Annotated in this window: 18 protein-coding genes; all 18 read right to left on the bottom strand. The window is 50.3% G+C overall.

The genetic code is table 11. The features are described 5' to 3' along the window. Positions 1-136: 136 nt before the first annotated feature. A complete protein-coding gene (locus tag H8S65_RS08840) occupies positions 137-2,884 on the bottom strand; it encodes a DUF6383 domain-containing protein (RefSeq protein ID WP_186929629.1) in 2,748 nt (915 codons plus the stop codon). A gap of 566 nt (positions 2,885-3,450) precedes the next feature. Beyond that, the gene (locus H8S65_RS08835; RefSeq protein WP_186929628.1) at positions 3,451-5,811 is read right to left on the bottom strand and encodes a DUF3987 domain-containing protein; all 2,361 of its coding nucleotides are present in this window, start codon (positions 5,809-5,811) and stop codon (positions 3,451-3,453) included. Between the two features lie 98 nt (positions 5,812-5,909). Further along, positions 5,910-6,146 (bottom strand): DUF4248 domain-containing protein, encoded by a 237-nt coding sequence (locus tag H8S65_RS08830; RefSeq protein ID WP_186929627.1) that lies wholly within the window; start codon positions 6,144-6,146, stop codon positions 5,910-5,912. Positions 6,147-6,340: 194 nt separating this feature from the next. Next, a complete protein-coding gene (locus H8S65_RS08825; RefSeq protein ID WP_186929626.1) occupies positions 6,341-8,452 on the bottom strand; it encodes a hypothetical protein in 2,112 nt (703 codons plus the stop codon). A gap of 372 nt (positions 8,453-8,824) precedes the next feature. Beyond that, complete coding sequence (locus tag H8S65_RS08820) at positions 8,825-10,240, bottom strand: carbon starvation CstA family protein (RefSeq protein ID WP_186929625.1); 1,416 nt, start codon at positions 10,238-10,240, stop codon at positions 8,825-8,827. Positions 10,241-10,359: 119 nt separating this feature from the next. Next, positions 10,360-10,809: a GatB/YqeY domain-containing protein gene (locus H8S65_RS08815; protein WP_186929624.1), complete on the bottom strand. Its 450-nt coding sequence runs from the start codon at positions 10,807-10,809 to the stop codon at positions 10,360-10,362. Between the two features lie 116 nt (positions 10,810-10,925). Further along, on the bottom strand, positions 10,926-12,269 hold the full coding sequence (ftsZ, locus tag H8S65_RS08810; protein ID WP_186929623.1) for a cell division protein FtsZ: 1,344 nt from the start codon (positions 12,267-12,269) through the stop codon (positions 10,926-10,928). A gap of 27 nt (positions 12,270-12,296) precedes the next feature. Continuing rightward, the gene (gene ftsA / locus H8S65_RS08805; protein WP_186929622.1) at positions 12,297-13,721 is read right to left on the bottom strand and encodes a cell division protein FtsA; all 1,425 of its coding nucleotides are present in this window, start codon (positions 13,719-13,721) and stop codon (positions 12,297-12,299) included. A 5-nt stretch (positions 13,722-13,726) separates the two neighbouring features. Then, positions 13,727-14,455, bottom strand: coding sequence for a cell division protein FtsQ/DivIB (locus H8S65_RS08800; RefSeq protein WP_186929621.1), 729 nt, complete (start codon positions 14,453-14,455; stop codon positions 13,727-13,729). A 3-nt stretch (positions 14,456-14,458) separates the two neighbouring features. Then, the gene (murC, locus tag H8S65_RS08795; RefSeq protein ID WP_186929620.1) at positions 14,459-15,877 is read right to left on the bottom strand and encodes a UDP-N-acetylmuramate--L-alanine ligase; all 1,419 of its coding nucleotides are present in this window, start codon (positions 15,875-15,877) and stop codon (positions 14,459-14,461) included. Between the two features lie 155 nt (positions 15,878-16,032). Beyond that, positions 16,033-17,151: an undecaprenyldiphospho-muramoylpentapeptide beta-N-acetylglucosaminyltransferase gene (murG, locus tag H8S65_RS08790; protein WP_186929619.1), complete on the bottom strand. Its 1,119-nt coding sequence runs from the start codon at positions 17,149-17,151 to the stop codon at positions 16,033-16,035. Next, a complete protein-coding gene (locus H8S65_RS08785; RefSeq protein ID WP_186929618.1) occupies positions 17,148-18,515 on the bottom strand; it encodes an FtsW/RodA/SpoVE family cell cycle protein in 1,368 nt (455 codons plus the stop codon). The genes murG and H8S65_RS08785 overlap by 4 nt, the downstream gene beginning before the upstream one ends. Before the next feature lie 104 nt (positions 18,516-18,619). Then, on the bottom strand, positions 18,620-19,954 hold the full coding sequence (gene murD / locus H8S65_RS08780) for a UDP-N-acetylmuramoyl-L-alanine--D-glutamate ligase (RefSeq protein ID WP_186929617.1): 1,335 nt from the start codon (positions 19,952-19,954) through the stop codon (positions 18,620-18,622). Positions 19,955-19,970: 16 nt separating this feature from the next. Further along, entirely contained in the window at positions 19,971-21,230 is a 1,260-nt protein-coding gene (gene mraY, locus H8S65_RS08775; RefSeq protein WP_186929616.1) for a phospho-N-acetylmuramoyl-pentapeptide-transferase, read from the bottom strand. A gap of 90 nt (positions 21,231-21,320) precedes the next feature. Then, positions 21,321-22,793, bottom strand: coding sequence for a UDP-N-acetylmuramoyl-L-alanyl-D-glutamate--2,6-diaminopimelate ligase (locus H8S65_RS08770; RefSeq protein WP_186929615.1), 1,473 nt, complete (start codon positions 22,791-22,793; stop codon positions 21,321-21,323). A gap of 3 nt (positions 22,794-22,796) precedes the next feature. Further along, positions 22,797-24,992, bottom strand: coding sequence for a penicillin-binding protein (locus H8S65_RS08765; protein ID WP_186929614.1), 2,196 nt, complete (start codon positions 24,990-24,992; stop codon positions 22,797-22,799). 2 nt (positions 24,993-24,994) lie between these two features. Continuing rightward, complete coding sequence (locus tag H8S65_RS08760; RefSeq protein WP_186929613.1) at positions 24,995-25,345, bottom strand: FtsL-like putative cell division protein; 351 nt, start codon at positions 25,343-25,345, stop codon at positions 24,995-24,997. Positions 25,346-25,347: 2 nt separating this feature from the next. Continuing rightward, on the bottom strand, positions 25,348-26,265 hold the full coding sequence (gene rsmH, locus H8S65_RS08755) for a 16S rRNA (cytosine(1402)-N(4))-methyltransferase RsmH (RefSeq protein WP_186929612.1): 918 nt from the start codon (positions 26,263-26,265) through the stop codon (positions 25,348-25,350). Between the last annotated feature and the right edge of the window lie 309 nt (positions 26,266-26,574).

Genomic DNA, 26,574 nt, shown 5'->3' with positions numbered 1-26,574 from the left:
ATTGTAGAGAGGCACAGCCGTGCATCTCTACGGGGCGCACGATGAATCTTAGAATTATTTGATTATTATTTCATTCAGTCTCCCCCCCGTGGGAGGGGAAACTGAAATACTTTTATCAATTTATCCGTATCGTCAATTACTTAACGATAGCTTTAACAGCTTCTTCGCCTTCAACAGCTACTACGACTACACCCTGGGGAGCAGCGATTACAGCATTGTCGGAAGTGATCACTGTGTTGGCTACTGTCTGGCCTAAGATGTTGCTTACAACAACTTTCTTGCCGGCAGCACCAGCGATCGTTACCTGGCCTTCGCCTGCGATAACAGTTACTTCAGATACTTCAACGCCTTCGTTTGCAGTAGGAGCTTCAGCAGCGTCCAAAGTAAATATCTGTGGAGCAACATTGTCAGCAAAAATAACCGTACCGTTAACCACAGCCAAGCTCTTGTTTGTATTCAGAGCTACGATTTCGTAACCTTCACCGTCAACAACTTTGAAGCCAACAAGAGAAGTGTTGTTTCCATTTCTTACTGTATATGTCTTCTGCTTGCCATCTTTATCAAGATCACCTGCATAAGCAATAGTATCAGCAACAACCGTTACAGAACGGAAGATTGCACTATCACCTTCAGCTTTATCAGCAACGAAGTCACCCTTAGCAGCCAAAACGTTACCAACGATCGTGTCGTTCTTAACTTCTGCACCTTTGTAGATGTAGTAACCATATTCAGTATTGTCGTCGCCACGATTTACATAAGCAGAGTCAACAAACAGAGAGAAGTCAGAATCAGCAGCAGCAGCTTTCAGTTCGTCACCTACGCGCAACAGCTTAGCGATACCTGCAGAAGCAGTCAGCATTTCATTACCATTGATTACATTATAATGACCTGATCCAATCTTAGCATAAACAGGAGCTTCAGCACCTTCGATATTGAAGTAAGTTTCAACACTTGCAGTCGGAGCAGCATAAGTTACAGTAAGATTAGAGATGTTCATTGTAACCATGTTTGCATTAACAAGATTTACAGCAGTACCAGTAGAGGTAACAGCAGCTTCATCAGCAGCAATAACCTTATAAGACTCGCCAGCCGGATTTTCAACAAAGAAGAAACGTTTCTTAGCAGCAGCAAGACCACCGTTAGACGGATCAGACAATTTCACTACAGTATTTTCATATGCAAACTGTCCTTCAGCATTGTAAGCCTTTTCCATTGCATAAGCAACACGAACCAAAGTATCACCTAAAGCACGAGCACCATAATAAACAGTGTCACCAGTAGTGCCTAAATCAGCACCTTCCATCAAACGCAGTTCAATAGCATTGTCAATACCTTTAGCACCAGCGATTACAGAATCCTGAACCAAAGTCAAGTAGATATCATCAGCAGCTTTAGAAGCCAGGTTGAACTTAACAGCTCCGTAACCCATTTCTTCTTTAGTATAATATTTGTAACCGATGTACTTGTTAGCCATGTCTACATCCAACTTTGTGAATACCAAAGTATCACCACCTACAGTAGTATAAATGCTCTTGGCTGCATCTACTGCATACAAAGGCTTGTCTGTAAACGGTTTCTCCGGATCAACAATAGCCAAACTTTCACCTCCAACGGCAGCAACACCAGAAGGAACAGTTGCGGAAGCAATATCACGAGCCTGAGCCGAATAAGTTCCATCTTCGTTTTCTACAACATAGAACTGAGTAGAAGGTACATATGCAGAAGCAGCTTCGGCATAAACACCAGCTGTTCCTGTTAAATACTTATCATTATAATCAGCTTTGGTATTGCCGCCTTTAGCTTTCAACTGTAATGAGTAAACACCTGTTCCACCAGCCAGTTTAACCGGAGTACCTTTAGAGATTGTGATAAGCGGAGCATTGATCTGGATAGAGTCAACAACCAACTTAGCACCACCATCGAAGCTCTTGTAACCTACCAGATAGGTAAAACCTGTACCAGCACCATGATCTGCCACTTCAAATTCACCAGCAGTATTGAAGCGAACAATAGAATCAGTTGTCATAACGATTGAATCGTTACCCAAGTCCATTTTCAAAGTAAATGTCTGCAAACCTTCGTTCAAAGCGCCCTTGTAAGCAGAAGATGCAGCAGTGATAGTTGTATCCAACTGGAAAGAAGCAGCTTTTACAGAAGCAGCAGTACCAACCATTACAGTATCAATAGTGATATACTGCGGAGCCTTAGTTCCTTTTGTACTGTTTTCCTGACCAACTACCTGGAAGCGGAATTTGTTACCAACAGGAACCGGAATCAATTCATTAGCAGTGAAAAGACCACCGTCACGACCGGCAAAGTCAAATTTGAATGAAGGGAGAACCGGAGCAAGATCTGCTTTAGTCACATCATAATCAGCTTTAGCAGCTTCAACTGTGAAAACTGCTGCTGTACCAGCTGTACCACTTTTGTCTGTCTTACCATCAACCATCAATAAGCCAGACGTTGTAGTCATCTCTACCAACTTACCATCAGTAGTTGTACCGATAATGCTATAACCACCCGTACCATGTTTAATTTTGAATTCGCTAATACCAGCAGCAATAGCCGTACCAAATTTATCTGCGCCATTCAATTTAGCAGAGAAAGAAAGCTGTTTCTGAGTAGCTTTGTTCGTCAATGTGTAAATAGAGTCATTACCCGGCATATTGACACGAATCAAATTGGCTTTCCACAAAGCAGAATCCATATCCGCCTTAGTAGAACCTTGACTACCAAGTGCCACAGAGTCTGCCAAAGAAGCCTTATCCCAAGTCAGGTAACTTGAACTGTTCTTCAAATGCACATACTTGTCACCAATCTGTGCATAAGAGACAGTAGCAAATGCTGCGAACGCAGCAACGAGAGTAGAAAATCTCTTGTTCATAATCTAAATTTTAATATTAATAATACAGTTAATTGAAATATCAGTTCTTAGTTCCTTCCTACTATCATATGTACACGTATATATAATGTACACGTGTTAACATTTGTACTTTGATAGCAAAAACGATCCTTTTTTTTAGTCATTTTTTTTGCCTATCTTCGGAGTTCGTATCGGAAAGGTGGTTTTTCGTACTCAAATTGCTATCTGATTGATAAGAAAGGATATAGAGGTACGAAATTTTTTACAGAAAAGAGTTGTGGTTTAAAAAGGAATGCGTATTTTTGTCTCGTAAAAATGACTAAAAAAAAGGATCGTTTTTTTTAGTCATTTTCCATTCCCCCAAGCATCTGATTCCCAACTATTTATTCTCAAAACCCCAAGTCTTAAAATTTATCAAGCCCGTTTTGGTTCAAAAATAGGTGATTTTCAAGGAAAACCTTGATGCCTACTGCTTTTCAAAGGGGTGCTTATTCGTTTTTCATCCGATGCTTATTCGTTCATTTTTTTAGTTTTGCCGGATTTTGCCTGAAAAAGCTGCAAAAACTACCAAAATTGCCCCCGCTCCACTACACGGCTTCCACTTGCTTGCCGGTCTTCGTTTTTCGGTAGTAACCTCTTCCTAATGAATCGATTAAGCCATTTTTCTCTGCTTTACGAAGAAATTTATCGACATTCGACGTGGTGATTCCACGGACAGAAGCCTCGGCGAGGATTTCGGCACGCTTGAAAGTTTCCGGCTGTGAAGCGAACAAGTTACGCTGATAGTGCGGGAACTTGAAATGCACTTCGTCGGAGGAACGTTTGAGCGAAGTAGCGACCACGTAAGCATGTTGCAGGCAGGTAGTCCCGACATGGAAAGCGACGTTGAAGTCATCATCCCGGACTGTCCACGTACGTTCGGTATTGCCGCTCTCGCCCTTACGCAGGCCGGTCAGGACCATCGCAATGCGGAAGATAGCCAGGCGGTAACGCAGGACGGTCGATTCGAGGTCCTCGTTGCCGAAAGAACGGACATTGTAGTATTCGCGTTCGAGAAAGCGATCCAGCCGTTTGCGCTGTGCCTCGCTGAACTTCACCCAGGTCGGCGAGCCGTCCAGGAAGACGCCGGCGTCCAGCACACGCTGGCCGATAGCATCCATATATCCGGCGGCGACAGGCGTATCGTCGGACGAGGTCAGCCGGCGGTATTTGCCGCTTCCGGCAATCTTATACATCAACATACGGCTGAAAAGGCCGTTCTCGGTCGAGGGGATCAGGCGGGGCAATATGGCGGGAGTGCCGCTCCACAGCATCGCAAGGTCGGGATGCTTGGACAGAAACGAACCGTTCATCTTGGACGAACTGCCGATCGGCTCGTGGTGCGCCGCCTTATTGAGGACATTCCCGTAATTGCCGAAATCCTGCGATATCATGTAGGCGATCGCTTCCATCTCCGTCTCGAACATACAGGAGGTGTAGGGAGCGTTGTCCTGAAGCAGTTCGACGAGACGGGCCTGGGTGACACAGCCCGGCACGCGCAGGTTCTTTTGCTTCACGACAGCCGGTTTTTCGGGAGGCGGTCCGGAAGGGCGGGCGGAACGGTTGTTTCGCTTGGACAAGCGGTAGTTTTCGTATTCTTCCTTTTGCGTTTCATATTCCTCGACATAACGGCGCGAGTTGTCAAACACATATTCCTGCCAGGGATCGACCAGCTTTTGCAGGGGCGTCATGATGCCTTTGCCGCTTCCCGAACTGCCCGATACGATGGTATAGAAAGCCGGACTGTAGGTGTGTTCTTTGAGGGAACCTTTGACTCCCGGCATCACGCTGCTCAAAAGTGTCAGTGCGGAGACAAGGAGGACGTCCTTCTCGGTACGGTCTTCGGCACGCTTCAAAACGTCCGCGAGCAGGGGTGGAAGCTGTTCGTAAACAGACTCGTCAAAGTAGGGCAAAAGGGTATTATCAATCTCAATATCAACCGATTCGACATCCTTCCCGGTAGCAGGTGCACTTTCAGGACAAGCGGGGGCAAATCCGACAGTTTTTACAGCATTCCCATTCCCCGGCGTCTCTTTCGGGCGATAAGGGTTGCTCCCGTGCGAGGAGCCGTAACGGCGATAAATGTCTGCCACGGTCTTCTCTATTTCGGCGGTTGCAAAGTCGGGACAGGAGTAGCGTCGGACACATTCGGACGCCACCTCGCCCTGCGGGAAGCCGGCGTTGTTCAAGACGGAGGACAACTTCACCACATAGGAATGGCGCGAGCCGGGAACGAAAGGATTGTCTTGTTCGAACTTGTCGATGTAGTTCGACAGCGAATGCCGGTCCGGAACAGCCTGTACCGGCCAGGCGGCATGGGCCTGGAGGGAAGGATCGCAAACGGGAACGCGCAACACTTCCGCATCTTTCTTGTAGAACGCGCCGAGGTCGTTGCTGAAGAAGCAGGCGCGGTTGGGGTCTTTTCCGGTGACATCAACCGTTACACCCGGAATATCCGCTTCCACGCGGCGACGGACGATCTCAAAGGCAGGTTTATGGTATTCCAATTCGCAGTCGACCAGTATGAAGAGCTTGCCCCCTGTGCCGGAGGGGCTGCAGTGCCCGGCTTTCACATACGGGAGTTCATAAGCTCTTCGGAGCAATTCTTCGGGCGGGATGGGCGAGTCGTCTATATCGATGACGATGCAGCCGCTGTAGCGCACCAGATGTTCGAGTTTGCGGCCTCCTTCCATCACGCCGCCTGCCACATAGAGGGGCAACTTCTTCTTGCAGGCCTCGGCCTCTTCCGTTTTGCCGGCTTTGAGAAGGCCGCGAAGGCGGGCGATGCGGTTTGCATGTTTATCACTCTTCACCTCGTCGATGTACTGGTTCAAGGTCATTAAACGCGCGCTTTCCGTCTGGAAAACAGAGTCGAAGTAGGTTCCTTCGACATTTTCAATGTTTATCATATCGTTGTTATTAGGTAAAGGTATCAAAAGGGCCTTCCTGCGTTCGTGCTTGCTACGCGGAGAATATGGCTTTTTCAATATCTTCGGTTTGTATTGTTTTAAGGTTCTCCCAAATGGTCGACCAGGCAGGCGACCTGTTTCGGCGTATAGAGCTTCTGGAATTTGACCCATCCGGCAGCCGCCAGTTTTTCCTTTAAACCGCGTGACGTATGAATCCATACCCACATTCTTTTGTAAGCGACTTCGGGTGCACAATCCGGGAAATAAAGGAGAGCGAACTCGGTAACTCCCATTGCGCCTTTCACCTGCATAAGCTCTATTTTTTTGTCATTCATAACTTTTTAGTCTTCTTTGTTTCTATCACTTCACAAATATAATCATTTATTTAATACATTAGTCTGTTTTATCCGATTATTTTCGAAAATAATTCAATGAATTACAAGCTGTTTATATATACATATAAACAGAAAAAAAGCCGGCGAATAAAATCATTCGCCGGCTTGCATAAAAAAGGGTAATAAAGGGATTGTCACTGAATCGGGACGAAGCCTTCGTAGCGGACTGTCCAGCTCCCGTCTTTCGGAAAACCGGGGGCCTCTCCCTCCGAGCCGTCCCAACCGCCGCACATCATGGCGACTGCCGTCAGCAAGGCCCCGTTGGAGGGGAAATAGGGGAAGGGTCCGCCTGTCGCCAGGCCGTGTTCGTCGAACTGGAATCCGGCGGAGGGGTGCATCAGCATGTCGACAGCCAGCGCAGGCTGCCCCGTCCGGGCGGCGGCCATTGCCAACATCGGGAAGTCCCAGCCCCAGATGCGGTCGAACTGCCATTCCTTGCTGACTTTCTCCAACGTGCGCTTGAAGGTCGCGAGGTCTACCCCGTCACCGGGCAGCATGCCGTAGACGCCGGTCAGGGCCGGATGCTCGTAGGTATATTTCGTCCACATGTCGGGGATGCCTTCGTAGGTGGTGTAGACGCCGCCGGCAACGGGAAGGGGCGCCATCTTCGAGAGCACTTCCTTCCATTTCTTCGTCCGTTTTTCGGGCAGGCCCAGGCGTTCCGCCCACTCCAACGCCGTACGCAGGCCGTAGCGGAAATAGCCTAACTCGAAAATCGGGTTGATGGTCTGCAACGGGTCTGTATTCTCGGAAACGACGACGACAGGGGGGCCCAGGACATATTGTTTCGCCTTTTTGTCGTAGAAAAGGTAATCCGCCATATAATCAGCCGTGTTCAGCACGATGTCTTTCCATTTCTCCAATGTTTCGGGAGCGGGTTTCCGGCGGTATTGCATCTCGGCGAAGTAGACCGGGTGGGGTTCGTGCCAGATCAGGTAGGCATGGGCGCTGCCGGGCCATTCGCGGTTGAAGTTCCCGGTGCACTTCGGCCAGCGCGCACCGATGCGGCCTTCGCTCTTGGCGCGTTCGAGGGCTTGCGGCATAAAGTCCTTATAGACGTTCAGGTAGTTGTCGAAACATTCCATCCGGTTCCACAGCCCGTAGTGCACGCCGTGCCACCAGATCATCTCGAAGTGGAAACGTCCGTACCAGCCGTTGTTCACCAGGCCGGATTCCTGGGGCGGGAACAGGCCGCTTTCGTTCGCACGCATCAGGTATTGCGAGAGGACGATGCGGCGTTCCAGTTCCAGCCAGCGGGGGTCTTTGCTGCCGGAGAGGTCGATGGCGGCTCCCGAACGCCAGTATTTCTCCCAAGCGGCGGCGCTCTTCCGTTCGATAGAGGCGACCGGCTCGGTGACATCGGCGACCGGTTCAGGAGAGAAGCAGCAGGTAAAGGAGAAGGTGGAGGTATGCCGGGGCTGGAGGAGGAAGGTATGCGCCTTTTCAGATTCGCGGCTGAAAGTGGCGGGGCCGGTCCAGTCGAGGGTGGCGCAGTAGTGCGTGTCGTCCATCGTGCGGGCGATACGGACCGAGTTCGGGGCTAACTTCTCGAAGGTGGAGGTATGGCCGGAGATCGTGTCGTAGCGTCCTATATAGTGCTTGAAATAGCGTCCGTCGGGATAGGGGAAGTCGAGGCAGATGCTCATATTGCCGTCGTTCAGCAGTTCGGATTCGATGCTGACTCCGATCATATCTTTATCGGGATGGCAGACGGTGCGGACTTTCACCACCTTGCGGTTCAGTTCGAAACGGCTGTAGACGACGCCTGTCCACAGGTCGATCTCCTGGCGGGCGTTGCCCAGGTCGATTTCCTTCGCTTCCGTACCGTCTTCGCGCAGCAGGCGGAAACCGATACGGCCCAGGTTATAGCGGTGGGGGTTCTTGGTCAGCCATTCGGACAGTTCGGGCTGGTCGGGGTTGCGGAGTTCGTAGGCGATCTTTTTGCCGTGTGTCTCGACGACGACCGGACGGTAATCTTCGGCTTTCATCCCTTCGGGGAGGGGGAAACTGTGCCAACTCCAGTCGGACAGGGTGTTGAAGGGGACGAAGGTCTGCAATCCGGTTATATCCATCCCGAAGGCGAATTTCCCGTTCCCTACTTGTGCCGGGCTTTTCAGGAGTGTCCCGGTCGTACACACGCGATGCCGCTTGACAACAGCCTCCCGGTCGATGGGTTCACCCATAACAGACGGAGGCAAAAGTACCGACAGGCAAAAGAGGCTTACTAAACTGATCAGTTTTTTCATGGTGGTTATCCTTTTATATGTTTTCTGTGGATAAAGATAAGGGATTACCCCCAAGCCTCAGTTTACAGTTCTGATATTTTTCTTTCGATTTCTGGTAAATAATGGTTTACCGGAGCGTTCCGTATTTGTGATTATATCGACGGAATCTTAGGGCTGTAAGCTCTAAAACAAGCCTTGCCTCATGCCGCAGACTCTCTTTTGCCGTCTGCTTCAGCAGACGGTTTAAAGGGTTTGGAGGCAAAGCCTCTTCTTCTGTGGGCTTTAGCCGGAACAATCATCCATCCGTCTGCTGAAGCAGACGGCAAAAGAGAGCCTGTTGCAAGCGCGGGCATCAGCCATCCCTGGGGACCGGAGAAGATCGGTACTGCTGTATTATATCTTGCTGGTCTTCTTTTTCCAAATCAGGAAGAATGCAAAAACGACGATCGTTATGGCAATGCCGATAATCTGTGAAATGCCGGTTTCCATGCCTAAGCCTTCGGGAGCGACAAAGATGTATGTCGAGCAGACGGCTGTCATGAACAGGGCCGGGATCAGCGTAACGACATAGGGCTTCTTCGAGATCACCAGGTAGACGGTCAACGCCCATAAGGTAAACACGGCGAGCGTCTGGTTGCTCCAGGCGAAATAGCGCCAGATCATATCGAAGCCGTCCTTGTCTTTCTGGCTGTAGAGCAAAAGGGCGATAGCCACCAAGAACAAGGGGATGCAGATCATGAGCCGCTTGGAGATGCTGCGCTGTTCGAGATGCAGGAAGTCCGCCACGATCAGGCGGGCCGAACGGAAGGCCGTATCGCCGGAGGTGATCGGGGCGGCGATCACACCTAAGATGGCCAATATACCGCCTACCGTACCGAGCCATTCTTTCGTAATGCTGTCGACGACAACGGCGGCATTGTTTTCGCCCATACCGTTGTTATGATAGAAATAGGTAGCGGCAGCCGCCCAGATCAGCGCAACGATGCCTTCCGTAATCATGGAGCCGAAGAAGATGGGGCGTCCGTACTTCTCATTCTTGATGCAACGGGCCATCAACGGGCTTTGCGTCGCGTGGAAACCGGAAATAGCACCGCAGGCAATACTGACGAACATGATCGGGAAGATAGGCAGATGACCGGGATAGGTGTTCGGCATCCCGTCCGTGATCTCAGGCAACGGCGGATGATTGACGAACAACATGATCAGAATACCGATCGCCATAAACAGCAAAGCGGCTGCAAACAAAGGATAGATCTTCCCGATAATCTTATCGACCGGCAACAAGGTCGCTAAGATATAATAGAGGAACACGACGATGATCCAGAAAGTGGCATCGAGATGCTCCGGTGTCAGCTTTGCCAACAACCCGGCAGGCCCGGCCACGAACACGGAGCCGACCAGCACCATCAGGATCACCGTAAAACCGCGCATAAACTGCTTGAAGTTCACGCCTAAGTAACGGCCGATAATCTCAGGCAGGCTTTCGCCGTTATGACGCAGGGACAACATACCGGACAGGTAATCGTGTACCGAGCCGGCAAAGATACTTCCCAGCACGATCCACAGGAAAGAGGCGGTTCCGAACTTCGCCCCCATAATGGCGCCGAAGATCGGGCCCAGTCCGGCGATGTTCAGGAACTGGATCATAAAGACTTTCCAGGTAGGCATCGGGATATAGTCCACGCCGTCCTGGTGTGTGTAGGCAGGAGTCTGCCGCTTGGCATCTATGCCGAAAATACGTTCGATGAATTTACCGTAGACGAAATAGCCTACGATGAGTGCAATAAGGCAACAAACAAAAGTAATCATAATGGGCAATTAAAAATCGAGAATTGAAAATTAGATTGATAAGGAGACAAGAGGGAGAAAACGGAAAATTGAAAAGCAAAGCGTCTCTTCTTTATTTTTCAACTTTCCATTTTCAGTTTTCAATTCAGAAGTCTTTTAACGACTTCTGAAATCATGCGGCCTTCGGCTTTTCCGGCTAATGCTTTGGAGGCAACGCCCATCACCTTACCCATGTCTTTCGGACCGGCGGCCCCGACCTGTGCGATGATTGCTTTCAGCTCGACTTCCAGTTCTTCGGCAGACATCTGTTTCGGCAGGTACTTTTCGATAACGGCTACCTGCGCCAGTTCAGCATCGGCCAAGTCCTGACGTCCCTGCTGCACGTAGATAGTGGCGGAATCCTTGCCCTGTTTAACGAGCTTCTGCATGATCTTCAATGCATCGGCATCAGTCAATGTATCGTTGGCTCCCGGAGCGGTCTTCGCTTCAAGGAAGAACTTCTTCACGTTTCTCAGTGTTTCAAGGGCTACTTTATCTTTCGCCTTCATTGCGTTTTTAATGTCTTCGCTGACTCTTTCGAACAAATCCATAGTTTTGTAAATTAAAGAATTAAGAATGAATAATTAAACCTTCAGGTCTCCAACTATCCATCATTAATTTTTCATTATTAATTATTAATCATTAATTAGTCATTAGTCATTAGTCATTACCTAAAACTAATAACCGTGCCGCCTGATTTAGGCTTCTTGCCCTGGTTAGCGGCTGGCGAGCTGAACGACATGCTTTGAGGACGGACAGGTTCTTCCCCTTTCCGGCGCATCTGTTGCACTTCCTTTGCCGTCCGCTTGTATGCCGGTTTATCTTCCATGAAAGCGATCAAGGTATCATCGTCCAGTTCGTCAAGAGTGAGAAGGACGATTTCCGCATTCGGACGCGAATCGATATATTCGCCGTAATACTGCTTCACCCATTTGTCTTCTTCTTCTCTCGCCTTTCTTGCGGCTTCTTCCCGTTCTGCGGCCAGGCGTATTTCCTCTTCGGTGGCAAGCTCTTGCTGCTCGCTTTGAGTCAGGATATCTTCCAAGCCGAAACCGGTCACGAGGATTGTGATCTTGATCTTGTGCCCCAGGCTGTCGTCATAGCCATGCCCCCACTTCACCTCGTATTCGGTCTTGAACTGGGACATGAAGTTGTGTATATCCGTCATCTCGCTGATGCGGAGTTCGTCTTCGTGGCTATAGTAGATGACAAACGCCACACGCTTGGCATTGAAAATATTGTTGACATCGTTCACTAACGTGTTTTCCAACGCCTCGTTGATGGCCTGGTGCAAACGTCCTTCGCCCTCCCCGAAACCGATACTGATCAGGGCGACACCGCTGTTGCGCATCGTCGTGTCGACATCGGCGAAATCGACGTTCTGTTCGAGGTTGGTCGTGACAATCTCGGCAATACTCTTGGCGGCAATCGTCAATGTCTCGTCAGCTTTGCGATTGGCCTGCGGAACCGGCATATCGGCAAAATTCCTCAACCGTTCGTTGTTGATGACAAGCAGGGAGTCTACGTTCTGCGCCATCTTCCTAACGCCTTTCAACGCTTTCACGATCTTCGGGCGTCCTTCAAAGACGAAGGGGATTGTGACGATACCGACGGTAAGGATTCCCATATCTTTGGAAATCTTGGCAACGATCGGGCCTGCCCCCGTACCGGTTCCTCCTCCCATACCCGCCGTGACAAAGGCCATGCGGGTTCCGTCGTCGAGCATATCGTGGATTTCCTTTTCGCTCTCAATCGCCGCGGCTTCTCCCCTTTCAGGAACGTTTCCGGAGCCAAGCCCGTTCGTCGTGTTCCGTCCGATCAGGAGCTTATCGGGCACTTCCGACTTCTGCAACGCCTGATTATCGGTATTGCATAATACGAAAGACACATCCTGGATACCTTCGCGGTACATGTTGCTGACCGCATTACCACCACCGCCACCGACACCGATCACTTTGATGATTGTCTGAGGCGCTCTTGCCATATCGAAATCGTATGTATTATCGTCCATTGTCGTCTGTCTTTTTATTGTTACCGATTATTCCTCATTCAACATATCGTCCACCTTGCCGGCCGCTCTATCCACAGCCTTATCGAAGAGGTCGAAGATCCCCCAGCTCTTGCCTTTCTTCTTCTCTTCCTCTTTCTTGGCCCCGGAATTGCGGTTCTTGGCCGTCGTAGCCGAAGCCGCTACCTGCTTTTCGACACGCGGTTCTTCCTGCTTTTCTTCTATTTCAACGATTACGGGTTCTACCTTCGGCTCGATCTTCGGTTCTGCCACTTTCGGTCTCTCCGGTTCGGGAGCGATATAAAGGGCGCAGTTCTCCGTGCCTTTCAGCAACAGGGCGGCAGCGGTCGTATATTCGGGATTGTTGGCAATCATCTCGCCGTCGGCAATCAGGTCTTTCCGGACGGATGCATAACGGACATCCATATTGAAGCGTTCGCTGAGGGCTTCACGCATATTCTTCAGCGCGGCCCCGTTGCCGGCTATCACGATACTGTAACCGGGTTCTTTCGCCACTCCCGTATCTTGCAGGCGGGCATATATGTTTTCGATGATCTCACGGCTGCGGGCTTCCACCACCATATTGATATCCGAGAGCTTGATCTCGCTCGAATGCTGTCCGTCGGCCAGGTCTACCGTGACCATCTGTTGTTCGTTGTCTTTTTCCCAGATAGCGTTGCCGTACGTGCGTTTGACACGTTCCGCCTCCTTCTCCGGCATGCCTAAGGACATCAGGTCACGGGTGATCAGATGGCTACCCAACGGGATAACATACAGCCCGGCCAGGCTGCCGTCCTTGTACATCGTGACAGAGGTGACGCCTGCGCCGAAATCGATCAGCGCGCAACCTTTCTGTTTCTCCTGTTCCGTCAGGATCAGGTCGGCCAACGCCAGCGGCGCGACAATGGCGCCTGCCACATCGAGTTTGATCTGCTCCGACATATTCGTGGTTACGGCATGGCGGAGAGACGGACGGCCGACGAGCAACTTATAGCGGGCTTCTATACGCGAACAACCCAAACCTACCGGATGGGCTTCCGGCTGGTTGTCGAGATAATAAGCGGGGGCGGCTATGTCCAGCACGTCCAGCATATCGGGACGATACTGCCGGCATTCCTGGTCCAGCTCCTTCAACACCTCTTCGGTCACCGTGCCGCTACCGAGCACTCTCGACACAGCGTGGTTGATCGAACGAAGCGACTGGCCTCCCACCCCGATATATACCTTACCGATGCGGGAACCGCCCAACTTGTTTTCCAGTTTGCGGATCAACCGTACGATCTTGCCGGCTGCATCTTTTATATTATATACACATCCTCTTCGTATACAGGTATCGGAGTTTTCCACTTCGTAGGCAATAATGGAAAGGGTCCCCGCAGGGCCTTTCGTGCCTACCATACCGACCATGTGGGAAGAGCCAAGGTCGATGGCCGCTATAAAGTCTGTGTATGCCATATTCTCTATCTTTTAGTACAAACAATCTGATCCTTATATTTTAAACTGATAATGCTGTATTTCTCCCATCCCACCTTCGGGATCGCTTTCTCGTAGAAGAGCCGGAGATTGTCCAGCTTCTCCTTGAAATCGGCAAAGGAACCCAGCACGATACGGTGGTTACCGACCCGCGGGATCAGCTCCACCTCGTTATCAGGATGAACGTAAATCTGTTCTATCTGATTATTCCAGAAATCATTCTCCTGCAAAAATAATGCAAATTTGTATAAGTCGGTTACCGCCAGCTCTTTTTCCACATATCCGCTCACAACCGGAACGTGTGCCACATAACGGCGGCTGACAGGCATCGTGCTTCCCAAATTATCCACATAATAGTTGCCTCGCGGACTTATCACACGCAAGATAGGGATTTTTTGCTCTACTTCCAATTTAACCATGCCGGAAGGAGTCTTGTAGGCTTCCACACGGGCAATCATTTCGTTTTTCAGCAGTTCGTTTTCAATCCGGTCGGTGTTGACCTCGTCCATCGGCTTCTTGATCGGGTTCAAGTCTGCCTTCTTGAGGATATACACCAGGTCGTTCTCGCTCACAAAATGTTTGTCGAGGCTGTCCACGACCACTACCTGCAGGTCACGGCACAACTCCTTCTGCCTGCTTTCCCGAAAGAAGAAGGAGACAAACACGATGTAACAGAACAACAGTGTTGCAACGATTATGGAGACGATACGGATCACGATTTATTCTTTTTTATCCAATATTTGTTTTACAGGTTCTACCAGCAGTTCAATATTGCCGGCTCCGACCATCAGGACGACTTCGAGCTTGCCGGCTTCGGCTGCCACCACGTCCAACAGTTCTTCCTTGCGGACCAACCGTTTGTCGGCGATGGTCACGGCATCGAAGATGATCTGTGAGGTGACGCCCGGTATCGGTTCCTCGCGTGCCGGGTAGATGTCCAACAGTATCAGTTCATCCAGGAGCGAGAGGCTGGCGGCAAAGTCGGCGGCAAAGTCACGCGTACGGGTGTAGAGATGCGGCTGGAAGATACCGGTCACCTTGCGTCCGGCATAAAGCTCCTTCACGGAAAGGATGCTTGCCTTCAGTTCGGCAGGATGGTGGGCGTAGTCGTCGATCAGGACGATATTTTCTTTCTTGAGATGGAAGTCGAAGCGGCGGCGCGGACCGGCAAAGGTCGCCATACCGTGCTTGATCTCCTCCGGTGTCACACCGTTCAGCCAGGCGAGGGCGATAGCGGCGACTCCGTTCTCGACATTTACTTTCACGGGCACGCCCAACTGTATATCGGGGATGCGGATATCGGGACCGACGAAGTCGAAGAAGATCTCGCCACCTCCGATGCGGACATTCTCGGCATAGAAAGTGGAGAGTTGAGAGTTGAGAGTTGAAAGTTCTTTTGCGTCGAGGGCGCCGGTATAAGTATAAAACTTCACGCCTTCTTGCAGGCGGGGCGTGACGTTGATGCCTTGTTTCATGATCAGGCAACCGTCCGGGCGGATCAGCGAGGTGAAATGTTCGAAACTTTCACGGTAGGCTTCCGGGGTTCCGTAGATATCCAGGTGATCGGGATCGGCTGCCGTAATAACGGCCATATAGGGCTTCAACCAATGGAAGGAACGGTCGAACTCGTCCGCTTCTATCACGGTCAGATCACTCTTATCGGAAAGCATCAGGTTGCTGTCGTAGTTCTTCAGGATACCGCCTAAGAAAGCATTGCAATCCACATGAGACTGTTTCAGCAGGTGGGCGACCATCGAGGAGGTCGTTGTCTTGCCATGCGTACCGGCCACACACAGTCCCCGGTTGCAGCCGGTGATCTCTCCTAATACACGGGCACGCTTCATCACTTCGAAACCATTCCCCCTGAAATAACAAAGTTCCGAATGGTCTTCGGAAACGGCAGGGGTATAGACGACCAGCGTCTTTGCCGGATCGGTAAAGTCGTCGGGGATCAGGTCTACATTGTCTTCATAGTGAATGACGGCTCCTTCATAGTTCAACTGCTCCGTCAGACCGGAAGGGGTCTTGTCGTAACCGGCCACCTGCTTTCCCTTCGAAAGGAAATAGCGGATCAGGGCACTCATCCCGATCCCGCCGGCTCCGACAAAATAGACAGCCGTTATGTTGTTTATATCCATATCTTCTTATTCGTTACTATTCTTTGTTACAAAGATACGATCTTCCCGCCGCATTTGCCATAAAAGAACGGCATCTTCTTCAGAAAAGGCTATAGCTTTTCTTGCAAAAGACTATAACTTTTTTATCAAAAGGCTATAGCTTTTCCGGCAAAAAGTCATAGGTTTTTCTTTTCGATAATCCTGACGATCTCGTCCACGATGCGTTCGGCGCTCTGGTGATGGGCCAGTGTCGCGATGTTACGACTCAAGGTACGGAGGCGTTCGTCGTCGTGGATGATTTCGAGGGCCTTCGGAACCAATTGCTGTTCGGCATCTTTGTCGGCCACCATGATAGCGGCATCTTTACCCGCTAATGCCAGGGCATTCTTCGTCTGATGGTCTTCCGCCACATTGGGGGAAGGGACTAAGATCACCGGTTTCTTCAGCAGGCAGAGTTCGGATATGGAACTGGCGCCTGCACGGGAGATAATCAGATCAGCCGCCGCATAGGCATAGTCCATGCGGGTGATGAAGTCCGAGCACCAGACCGGCATCCCCCTGTAAGCCTTCAGATGTTTCAAGGCTTCTTCATGGTAATAGCGTCCGGTTTGCCAGATCACCTGTACGTCGACATCCGAAGCGAAGAGTTTATCCAGATCGCCCTGTATGCTGCGGTTGATCGTCCGGGCTCCCAAGCTACCGCCGACCACCAGGATCGTCTTCTTATCCGGGGAGAGGCCGAAGAACTTCAAGGCTTCCGCACGCTTATCCAACGCCTCTTCCAGATCTTGGCGAACCGGATTGCCGGTCACGACGATCCGGTCGGAGGGGAAGAACTTCTCCATGCCTTCGTAGGCAACGCATATTTTGCCGGCTTTCTTTGCCAAGAGCTTATTCGTGACACCTGCATAGGAATTCTGCTCCTGTATCAGGGTAGGAATACCTAAGGAGGCAGCCATCCAAAGCGTCGGACCGCTGGCATAACCGCCTACGCCTACGGCAATATCAGGTTTGAACTCGCGTATCGTCTTTTTGGCAAGCCGGAGGCTTTTGAGCAGGCGGCCTGCGACACGGATGTTATTAGCCAGGTGGGCACGGTCGAAACCGCTTACCGGCAACCCCACGATGCGGTAACCGGCAGCGGGCACTTTCTCCATCTCCATCCGGTCATCAGCTCCCACAAACAGTATTTCCGCCTCCGGAAAACGTTTCCTGAAGGTATTGGCAATGGAGATAGCCGGGAAGATATGCCCTCCGGTCCCACCGCCGCTTACGATGATTCGGTACTGTTTCATATTTTAGTTTCTGTTGTTGTTTCTTCTACTGTCCGCACGGCCTCCAACGGGTTCTCTTCACTCACGGGGGCTTCTGCGGTCGCTTCGAGCGGTTTGCCCGAAGTGGTATCGAGGGTTGCATCCGCGATCAGCCCGCCTTCCGGCGGCGTACCGCCCTCGGCAACGGCAACGGCTTCTCCTTCTTCCGGTGTTTCTTCCTCATTTCCCATATTGGCTCCGAAACGGCTTATGCTAAGGATGATGCCGATATAAGCGCACGAGATGACGGTCGACGTGCCACCCCGGCTGACCAACGGCAAAGGTTGTCCGGTCACCGGTATCAGGTCTACCGCCACCGCCATGTTCGTCAAAGCCTGGACGACAAGCAGCAGCCCGCATCCCAAGACCAGGAACTTCGGAAAGAGCTTGTCACATTTACGGGCGATCATCCCCACCCTGACAAGCAGGGCTATATAGAGGAAGAGGACAAAGATCCCGCCTGCAATCCCCATTTCTTCAATGATAATGGCATAGATAAAATCAGAATAGGCCTGCGGCAAGAAGTCGCGTTGCTGGCCGTGACCGGGAAACTTCCCCCAGACGCCGCCACTGGCAAGAGCTATCTTGGCATGGACTACCTGGTAGTCGTCGCCATCGATATGGATCGTCTTTCCCGGTTCTATCTTCACCGGAGGAGCCGGATCAAAGAAACGTTCGATACGGGCTTTCCATGTATGCACACGCTCCGGCATATATTCCATCACGCTATCAGGCATCTTCCACAGCAATAGCAACATCAAGACGACGGCAGCAATCAATATCCCCCAACATTTCGCCAGGCGGACAATCGAAATCTGACCGAAGAACATCATCATCTGCACGATGGAGAAGAGAAGGATAGCCGTCGATCCGTTCGTGAAAAAGATCAGGCCGCAAACAACAGCCGCACCGCCTTGAATCCACCAAAACATCTGCTTGTCCGTAAACCAGTTCCTTTTGCTCATGATGAAAGCGGTATAGCCGACCAGGGCTATCTTGGCTATCTCGGACGGCTGGAAGGTGAACCCCAATATATTCAGCCAACGTTTCTCCCCGTTTATTTCAACCCCGATAAAAAACGTGAGGATCAACAAGAACACCGAGACAGGAAGCGCGACGCTCAGCAACGTGTAAAACCTGCACGGCAGATTGTGCATCAACAATACGAGCACAAAACCGCCCAGCATGAATGTTGCATGCCGCGCAATCGGTTCCCAATGCGTCACGCTCTTATAAGCGATCGTACTGGTCGCACTGAAAACCTCGACCGCCGAAATCAGGCACAGGAACATGAATATAATCCATATCACCCGGTCGCCTTTGAACAGTTTGCTTGCTAAATCCATCTACTTATTCTTTTTCCAATTTATCGTATTTATATGAGGGTAGCCCGCCTTACCGCGTGCACCCCTCGCACCTTACCGCGTGCATGCCTCGCACGGGAACAGGTTCAGAGATTCCGCACACAAGCTTTGAACTGGTCGCCGCGATCCTCATAGCTCTTGAAGAGGTCGAAGCTGGCGCAGCAGGGTGACAACAAGACGGTATCTCCCTTTTCGGCCAGTTTATACGCTTTCGATACGGCTTCTTCCATCGAACGGGCATCTTCGATCGCGGGAACTTTCCCGTCGAAGAAACCGTGCAGCTTGGCATTGTCCACACCGAGGAATACGAGGGCGTGCACCTTTTTCTTCACCAGCTCTTCGATTTCGGAATAATCATTTCCCTTATCCGTTCCGCCGAGTATCAGGACCAGCGGAGTGGTCATGCTCTGCAAGGCGTACCAGCAGGAGTTTACATTCGTTGCTTTCGAGTCGTTGATGTAATCGACTCCGCGCACACGTGCCACTTTCTCAAGGCGGTGTTCCACCCCGGTAAAGTCGCTCAGCGAAGCTCGTAAATTCTCGTCGTGGATATCCACCAGTTTGGATGCGATACCAGAAGCCAGCGAATTATACAGATTATGCGTTCCCGATAATGCCAATAAATCTTGTTCCATTGTAAACGTTCCGTTTGAGGTTTCAATTATTATCTTTTTGTCTTCCGTATAGCCCTTTACGCCGGCTTCGTGAGTTTCGGCGAACGGGTAGAGAGTTGCCTGCGGATGGCGTTTGGCGATTTCGCGGGCAATGATGGGATCGTCGTTCCAGAATATGAAAGCATCTTCGGCCGTCTGGTTCCGGATAATGCGGAATTTGGCATCCACATAGTTCTGCATCTCGTAGTTATAACGATCCAGATGGTCGGGCGTTATATTCAACAAGATAGCGATGTCCGCCTTAAAGTCGTACATGTTGTCGAGCTGGAAACTACTCAGTTCGATCACGTAGACGGCGTGAGGATCTTCAGCCACCTGAAGGGCGAGGCTGTTCCCGACGTTCCCGGCAAGCCCTGCGTCCACTCCCGCCTGCCGGAGGATGTGGTAGGTGAGCATGGTCGTCGTCGTCTTGCCGTTGCTTCCGGTGATACAGATCATCTTGGCGTCCGTATACCGTCCGGCAAATTCGATTTCGGAGATGATAGGCGTACCTTTCTCCTTCAGTTTCTTTATGATGGGAGCCTTGTCGGGAATCCCCGGACTCTTGATAATCTCGTCGGCATTCAGGATGTCGGCTTCGGTATGCCGGCCCTCTTCCCAACGGATTCCACGGGCATCCAGCATATCCTTATACTTGGGTTTGACAGACGAGAAATCGGAAACGAATACATCGAATCCTTTCGCCTTCGCCAGCACGGCAGCACCTGCGCCGCTTTCACCGGCCCCTAAGATAACAATCCTCTTCATAAAAACTTTGTTTTATTTATCTCATCTTCAGTGTTACAATCGTAATAACCGCCAGGATGATACCGATCAACCAGAACCGGACCACGATCTTCGATTCGGGGACCACGTTAAAAGGTTTCTGTATCAAAGCCTGTATTCCCGCATTTCCGGCTTTCTGGAAATGATGATGAAGGGGAGCCATCTTGAAGATACGCCGTCCCTCACCGTATTTCTTCTTCGTATATTTGAAATAGAACGTCTGCATAAGGACAGAGAGATTCTCTACTAAGAAGATGCCGCACAGGATCGGGATCAGTAATTCCTTCCGGATAATGATCGCGAACACGGCGATGATGCCGCCCAGCGTCAAGCTCCCCGTATCTCCCATAAACACCTGTGCCGGATAAGCGTTGTACCACAGGAATCCGACCGTCGCCCCGATAAAGGCAGCCGCAAACACCACCAGTTCTTCCGCTCCCGGAATGAACATGATGTTCAGGAAGGAAGCAAACTCGAAGTGCGACGACATATACGCAAGTATTCCGAGCGCCACCCCGATAATCGCCGAGCTTCCCGCCGCCAGACCGTCCAGGCCGTCCGTCAGGTTCGCCCCGTTCGACACCGCCGTTACCACGAAGATCACCATCAGGACGAAGACCAGCCAGGCTGCCTCTTCCTTATATTCGCCTGCCCAGTCGACCAACTGCGCATAATCGAAATTGTTGTTCTTCACAAACGGGATCGTTGTCTTGGTCGACTTCTTTTCGACCGTATGAAAGCGCACTTCCTCGATCACATCGCCATGCCGTACTTCCATGTTCTCCTTGATCACCACATCCGGACTCATAAAAAGCACCAGGCCGACGATCAGCCCCAGACCGATCTGTCCGATAATCTTGAACTTGCCGTGCATGCCTTCCTTGTTCTTCCGGAACACTTTGATATAGTCGTCGGCAAATCCCAACGCCCCTAACCAGATGGTCGTCACCAGCATCAGGATCACATAGATATTGGTCAGCTTCGCGCAGAGCAAGGTCGGCACCACAATCGCAATGATAATGATGATACCTCCCATCGTCGGCGTCCCTTTCTTACTCATCTGCCCTTCCAGGCCGAGGTTACGCACCGTCTCGCCGATCTGCAACATTTGCAGCTTGTCGATGATACGGCGTCCGATAGCCGTCGAGATGAACAAGGACAGGATCAATGCCAGGGCGGAACGGAATGATACATACTTGAACATACCGGCCCCAGGAAAATCGAGCTGATCCAAATAATTAAACAAATAATACAACATAAAAACTTCGTTTTTCAGTTGAAAGTTGAGAGTTGAAAGTTGAAAGTTAAATACTGCTGAATATAACTTTCAACTTTCACCTTTCACCTTTCAACTCTTAAATATTTCTTTTAACTGTTCCCGATCGTCAAAATGGTGCTTCACGCCTTTTACTTCCTGGTAATCTTCATGGCCTTTGCCGGCTACCAGGATCACGTCGCCTTTCTTTGCCAGCATGGTAGCTGTTTTGATCGCCTGCGTACGGTCCGTGATGCAGAGCGTACGTTCCATATCGGCTGCATTCAGGCCGGCAACCATATCTTTAATGATCTCATCCGGTTCCTCGAAACGGGGATTGTCGGAGGTGAGGATCAACTGATCACTCAACTTGGCTGCTTCCTTCGCCATGATCGGACGCTTTCCCTTGTCGCGGTTGCCGCCACAGCCTACGACTGTAATCACACGGCCATTGCCGTCCAGCACCTCATGGATGCTGTTGAGCACGTTCGTCAATGCGTCAGGCGTATGGGCATAGTCCACGATTGCCGTATATCCCGACGGAGACTGGATCGTCTGGAAGCGGCCGGAAACCGAATGCAGATCGCTCAATACGACCAACACTTCTTCCGGATCTTTGCCCAAAGAGACAGCTGCTCCATACACCGCCAACAGGTTATAGGCATTGAAACGACCGACAAAGCGCGTCATCACCTCACGCCCGTTAACCAGCATTTCAGTTCCTTCGAAATGGGATTCCAATATCTTTCCTTTGAAATCAGCCAGCGTACGAAGCGAATAAGTCAGCTTCTTAGCAGCCGTGTTCTGCAACATGACGAGTCCGGCTTTATCGTCTGCATTCGTAAGTGCAAAAGCCGAAGCGGGCAAGTCATCGAAGAATTTCTTCTTGGCTTTCAGGTAATTCTCGACTGTTTTATGATAATCCAGATGGTCGCGCGTCAGGTTGGTAAAGATACCTCCGTTGAACGACAGGCCACTGATACGCTTCTGGTCGATCGAATGCGAACTGACCTCCATAAAGGCATACTCGCAACCGGCCTCCACCATCCGGGCCATCAGGCTATGGAGGGTGACAGGGTCAGGCGTCGTATGGTCGGTCGGGATCGCTTCGCCATCGATATAGTTGCAGACGGTAGAGAGCAGCCCCACTTTATGTCCCATCTTCCGGAACATTTCGTACAGGAGCGTCGCAATCGTTGTCTTTCCGTTTGTTCCGGTCACTCCCACCAGTATCAGGTTATCCGAAGGATTCTCATACCAGGCGGAGAGCAATTTACCTAAAGCATCCGCCGAATCTTTCACCCGGATAAGCACCGGTTTGCCTTCCGATGCCTGTATGTTTTCATCCGAATAGGCAGGGATTTCCTCGCAGACGATAGCGGCAGCACCTTTGTCGATCGCGCTTTGGATATAAGCATGACCGTCTACGGTCGTTCCCCGAACCGCCACAAACAAAAAGCCTTCTTCCACTTTACGGGAATCAGACTGAATGCCTGAGATCTCCACATCTGTGTTCCCGATGACCTCAAGCATTTCCAACGGATGAATAAGTTCTTTTAGTTCCATAGCCTATTTTAATGTTAATGAAACGGTTTGTCCTTTCGAAACCCGTGAACCGGGAGATATGGATTGAGAAGATACACGCCCCATACCATTCAACGAAGCCTGTAATCCGGCGCTTTCCAACAGGAAAACGGCGTCTTTCGCTCCCATGCCGACTACATTCGGCACCAATCCTTCCCGGATAGGGATATCTTTCAGTTTCACATCTTCCCTGCCGTCTTCACGCTTAGCCGTCACCCATTTGGTTTCGATACTGTCGTTATCGGCCTCTATATCGAGTTTGTTCAAAACATATTCAAGTGCATCCCGTTCACCGGCTTTCGGTTGCGGCAACGCTACGGCCAATGAATCTTTCTCCATATCGCGGATATCGAAAGACATGTGGCTGGCATATACCTTCTCGGCTATCGCCTTCACTACGCCGCCGGACATCGTACCACCCGAAGGATAGCCGTTGCGCGGCTGGCGGATCACAACGATACAGGAATATTTCGGTTCGTCGGCAGGGAAATAGCCGCAGAAGGCAACCTGGTGTCCTGCCTGGCGGTAAACGCCTCCCGAAGCGATCTGAGCCGTACCGGTCTTACCGGCAATACGGACAAAGTCGGAATGGACGGCTTTACCGGTTCCTTTCTCCACTACGCCTAACAACATATCCTTAATGATATTCAGCGTGCGTTCCGAACAGATGGATTCCCGGATCACTTCGGTAGAGAAACTCTGCACGGTCTTGCCGTTGTGCATGATTTCTTTTGTAAAGATCGGACGCACCATCTTGCCGTTATTGGCAATCGCATTATAGAAAGCAAGCGTATAGATCGGCGGGATCTGGGTCTCATATCCGAAAGACATCCACGGCAGAGCAGTCTTCGACCAGTAGCGTACCGTATCATCCGGCCGGCGGATTTTAGCACGACCGGCGCCGGGGATCTCCAGATGCAGGTCTTCGTTCAGACCAAGACGGTAAAGCCCTTCCACATATTTAGTCGGATTCTTTTCATATCCTTTCAGGATCGTCTTGGCAACCCCGATATTGGAAGAATACCAAATAGCCTGTTCCACCGAGATGCGACCGTAACCGCCTCTATTATTATTATGGTCCGTCATGCGGGCTCCTTTATACATATAAATACCGTTGCCGACATCGACCGTATCACCGGGTTGGCAGACACCGTCTTCAAGTGCCACCATAATGGATGCGACTTTAAAGGTCGAGCCGGGTTCCGTTTCGTCCGCTACGGCATGGTTGGTGTCCTCGCCGTAAACGCCTTCACGAATACGCCCCATATTGGTAATGGCTTTCACCTCGCCTGTCGCTACTTCCATAACGACAGCCGTACCCGATGCGGCATCGATCTTTTTCAGCATGTCGAGCAACGACTTCTCGGCAATATCCTGGATATTGATATCGATCGTCGTGCGGATATCCATTCCTTCCACCGGATCGATCTCTACGACATTCGTCCATCCCCCACCGAGACGGCGCACGGAATTGAGGCCGGCTACACCGTGAAGCAAAGTGTCGTATTGTAATTCCAGACCGTTCTTTCCTTTGGTCAATCCGGTCTTCGGGTCGATATCGCGGAACGTGTCGCCGATCGTACGGGATGCCAAGGTTCCGAACGGCTTCTGCCGTTCCACCATTTCGCGCGTATAGAAACCGCTCTTGAACCGTCCCAAGCGGAAGAACGGGAATTTCTTTATTTCCTTCAAATCGGAATAGGAAACTTTACCGCTGCAAACAGGGAACTGGCGGCTTTTCTTCTTCAATCCATTCAGCAGGTAATTCTTATATCCGGCAGGTGTCCTGTCTTTCAATTTGCGGGAAAGGTAAAAAGAAAGGGAATCGATCCCGTTATGTTTACTTTTCAGAAGCGTATCCAGGCTGTTCCACTTCTTGGTCGGATGGGTATAACAGTCTGCGTTGAAATCGATATACAGATAAAAACAAGGCACACTGGTCGCCATCAGCTTGCCGTCGGAAGAATAGATATTTCCACGGCTGGGATAGATCAGGCGATTCGGACGCTTCTGGCTTTCGGCCACCTTCATCCAGGTCTCCCTTTCCACAAAAGCCGTATCACAAGCTCGCACCAAGATGCCTATTGCTACCAATCCGAGCAACAACACGATAAAGAAGTAACAGAATAAAATCCGGTTACTCTTAGGAGCTTGTTCTTTTGATTCGATCTCTTCAGCCATCTTTACTTATACAATTCATAAGGCGGGTTCTTTGCCGCTTCCAATTCTATACCCTGTTCTTCTATCAATAGCTCGATCTGCGACTGGCGGCTGTTGCCTGTCAGTTCCGAAGAAATAGACAGTGCCTCGAAACGCACGTCGCGCAGTTGTTGTTGCAAACGGTCGATCTCCCGAAGCCGTTGCATGCAGACGTACCGGTTACCGATAAATATGAATATCAGCATGACAACGAGCACGATCATTTTCGTATGCTTGACAATGAAATCTTCCTTCAGGATTCCACCCCCCAATATGTACAAAAAAGAAAAACGATTCTCCTTCTTCCTTTTCTTTTGTTGTTTTCCTGCATCCATATTTATAGCAACTCCGCAATTCTTAATTTTGCACTCCGGGAACGGGGGTTGCGTTCGATCTCCTCGTCCGACGGGACAATCACCTTATTGTTAACCAAACGGAACGGGGATTTGATGTTTCCAAAGAAATCCTGCTCCGTCTTCCCTTCAAAGTTACCCGTCTTCAGGAAGTTCTTCACCAACCGGTCTTCCAAAGAATGATAGGTGATAACCACCAGGCGACCACCGGGTTTCAGCACTTGCAGCGTCTGCTGCAACATTTCGCGCAAGGCACGCATCTCATCGTTCACCTCGATACGGAGTGCCTGAAATACCTGAGCCAGGAATTTCTTCTCTTTGTCTTTTCCCGTAAAGGGCTTTATCACCTCCAAAAAGTCTCCGATCGTTTCTACCTTTTTTGTCTCCCGGCTACGAACCAGCACGGATGCCAGCTTGCGCGCCACTCTGAGTTCTCCGTAAAGATAGAACAGGTCGGCCAATTGTTCTTCGGTATATGTGTTGACAATATCCGCAGCCGTTTGTCCAGCCCGGGTATTCATTCTCATATCCAACGCTCCGTCGAAACGGAAAGAAAACCCGCGGTCCTTATCATCAAAATGATGGGAAGAAACGCCTAAGTCTGCCAACAAACCATCGACCTCACCCGCTACACCATGATAGCGCATGAAGTTATATAAGTAACGAAAATTACTGCGGACAAATACAAAGCGTGAATCTGCCGGAATGTTTTTCTCTGCATCGGCATCCTGATCAAATCCATAAAGTTTCCCTTCGCTTCCCAAACGATTCAATATCTCCTTCGAATGTCCCCCTCCACCGAAGGTTACATCGACATATACCCCGGAGGATTGAATGTCCAGTCCTTCCAAACTTTCATGAAGCATTACCGGCACATGATAACAGACTTCTTTTTCTTCCATTTCTTCGCTACTTCATGTTAAACTTTTCCTTAAAATAAGGGCCTGTAGTTGGTTGATTAGCACATACATCACCCTATTGGAGGGTAAAAGTACACATTTCCTAATTTAACCGCCAAGAAATATAAGAGAAAAGTAACAAAAAGTTTTCAACAGGTCAGAAAAATACTTATATTATGGCGACCTCAAACCCTGTCAGAATCGTGTATTTGGACAATTATACAGGATCGTTTTCAAATATCGCATTCTCCGGAAGATAAGCCTCCCCGATATCTTTAAATATCCCCAACCATAACACTCATATATATGCAC

This window comes from Parabacteroides hominis (assembly GCF_014287585.1).
Classification (GTDB): domain Bacteria; phylum Bacteroidota; class Bacteroidia; order Bacteroidales; family Tannerellaceae; genus Parabacteroides; species Parabacteroides hominis.
Note: the sequence above shows the minus strand (reverse complement) of the source record. Positions and strands in the feature narration are given on the sequence as shown.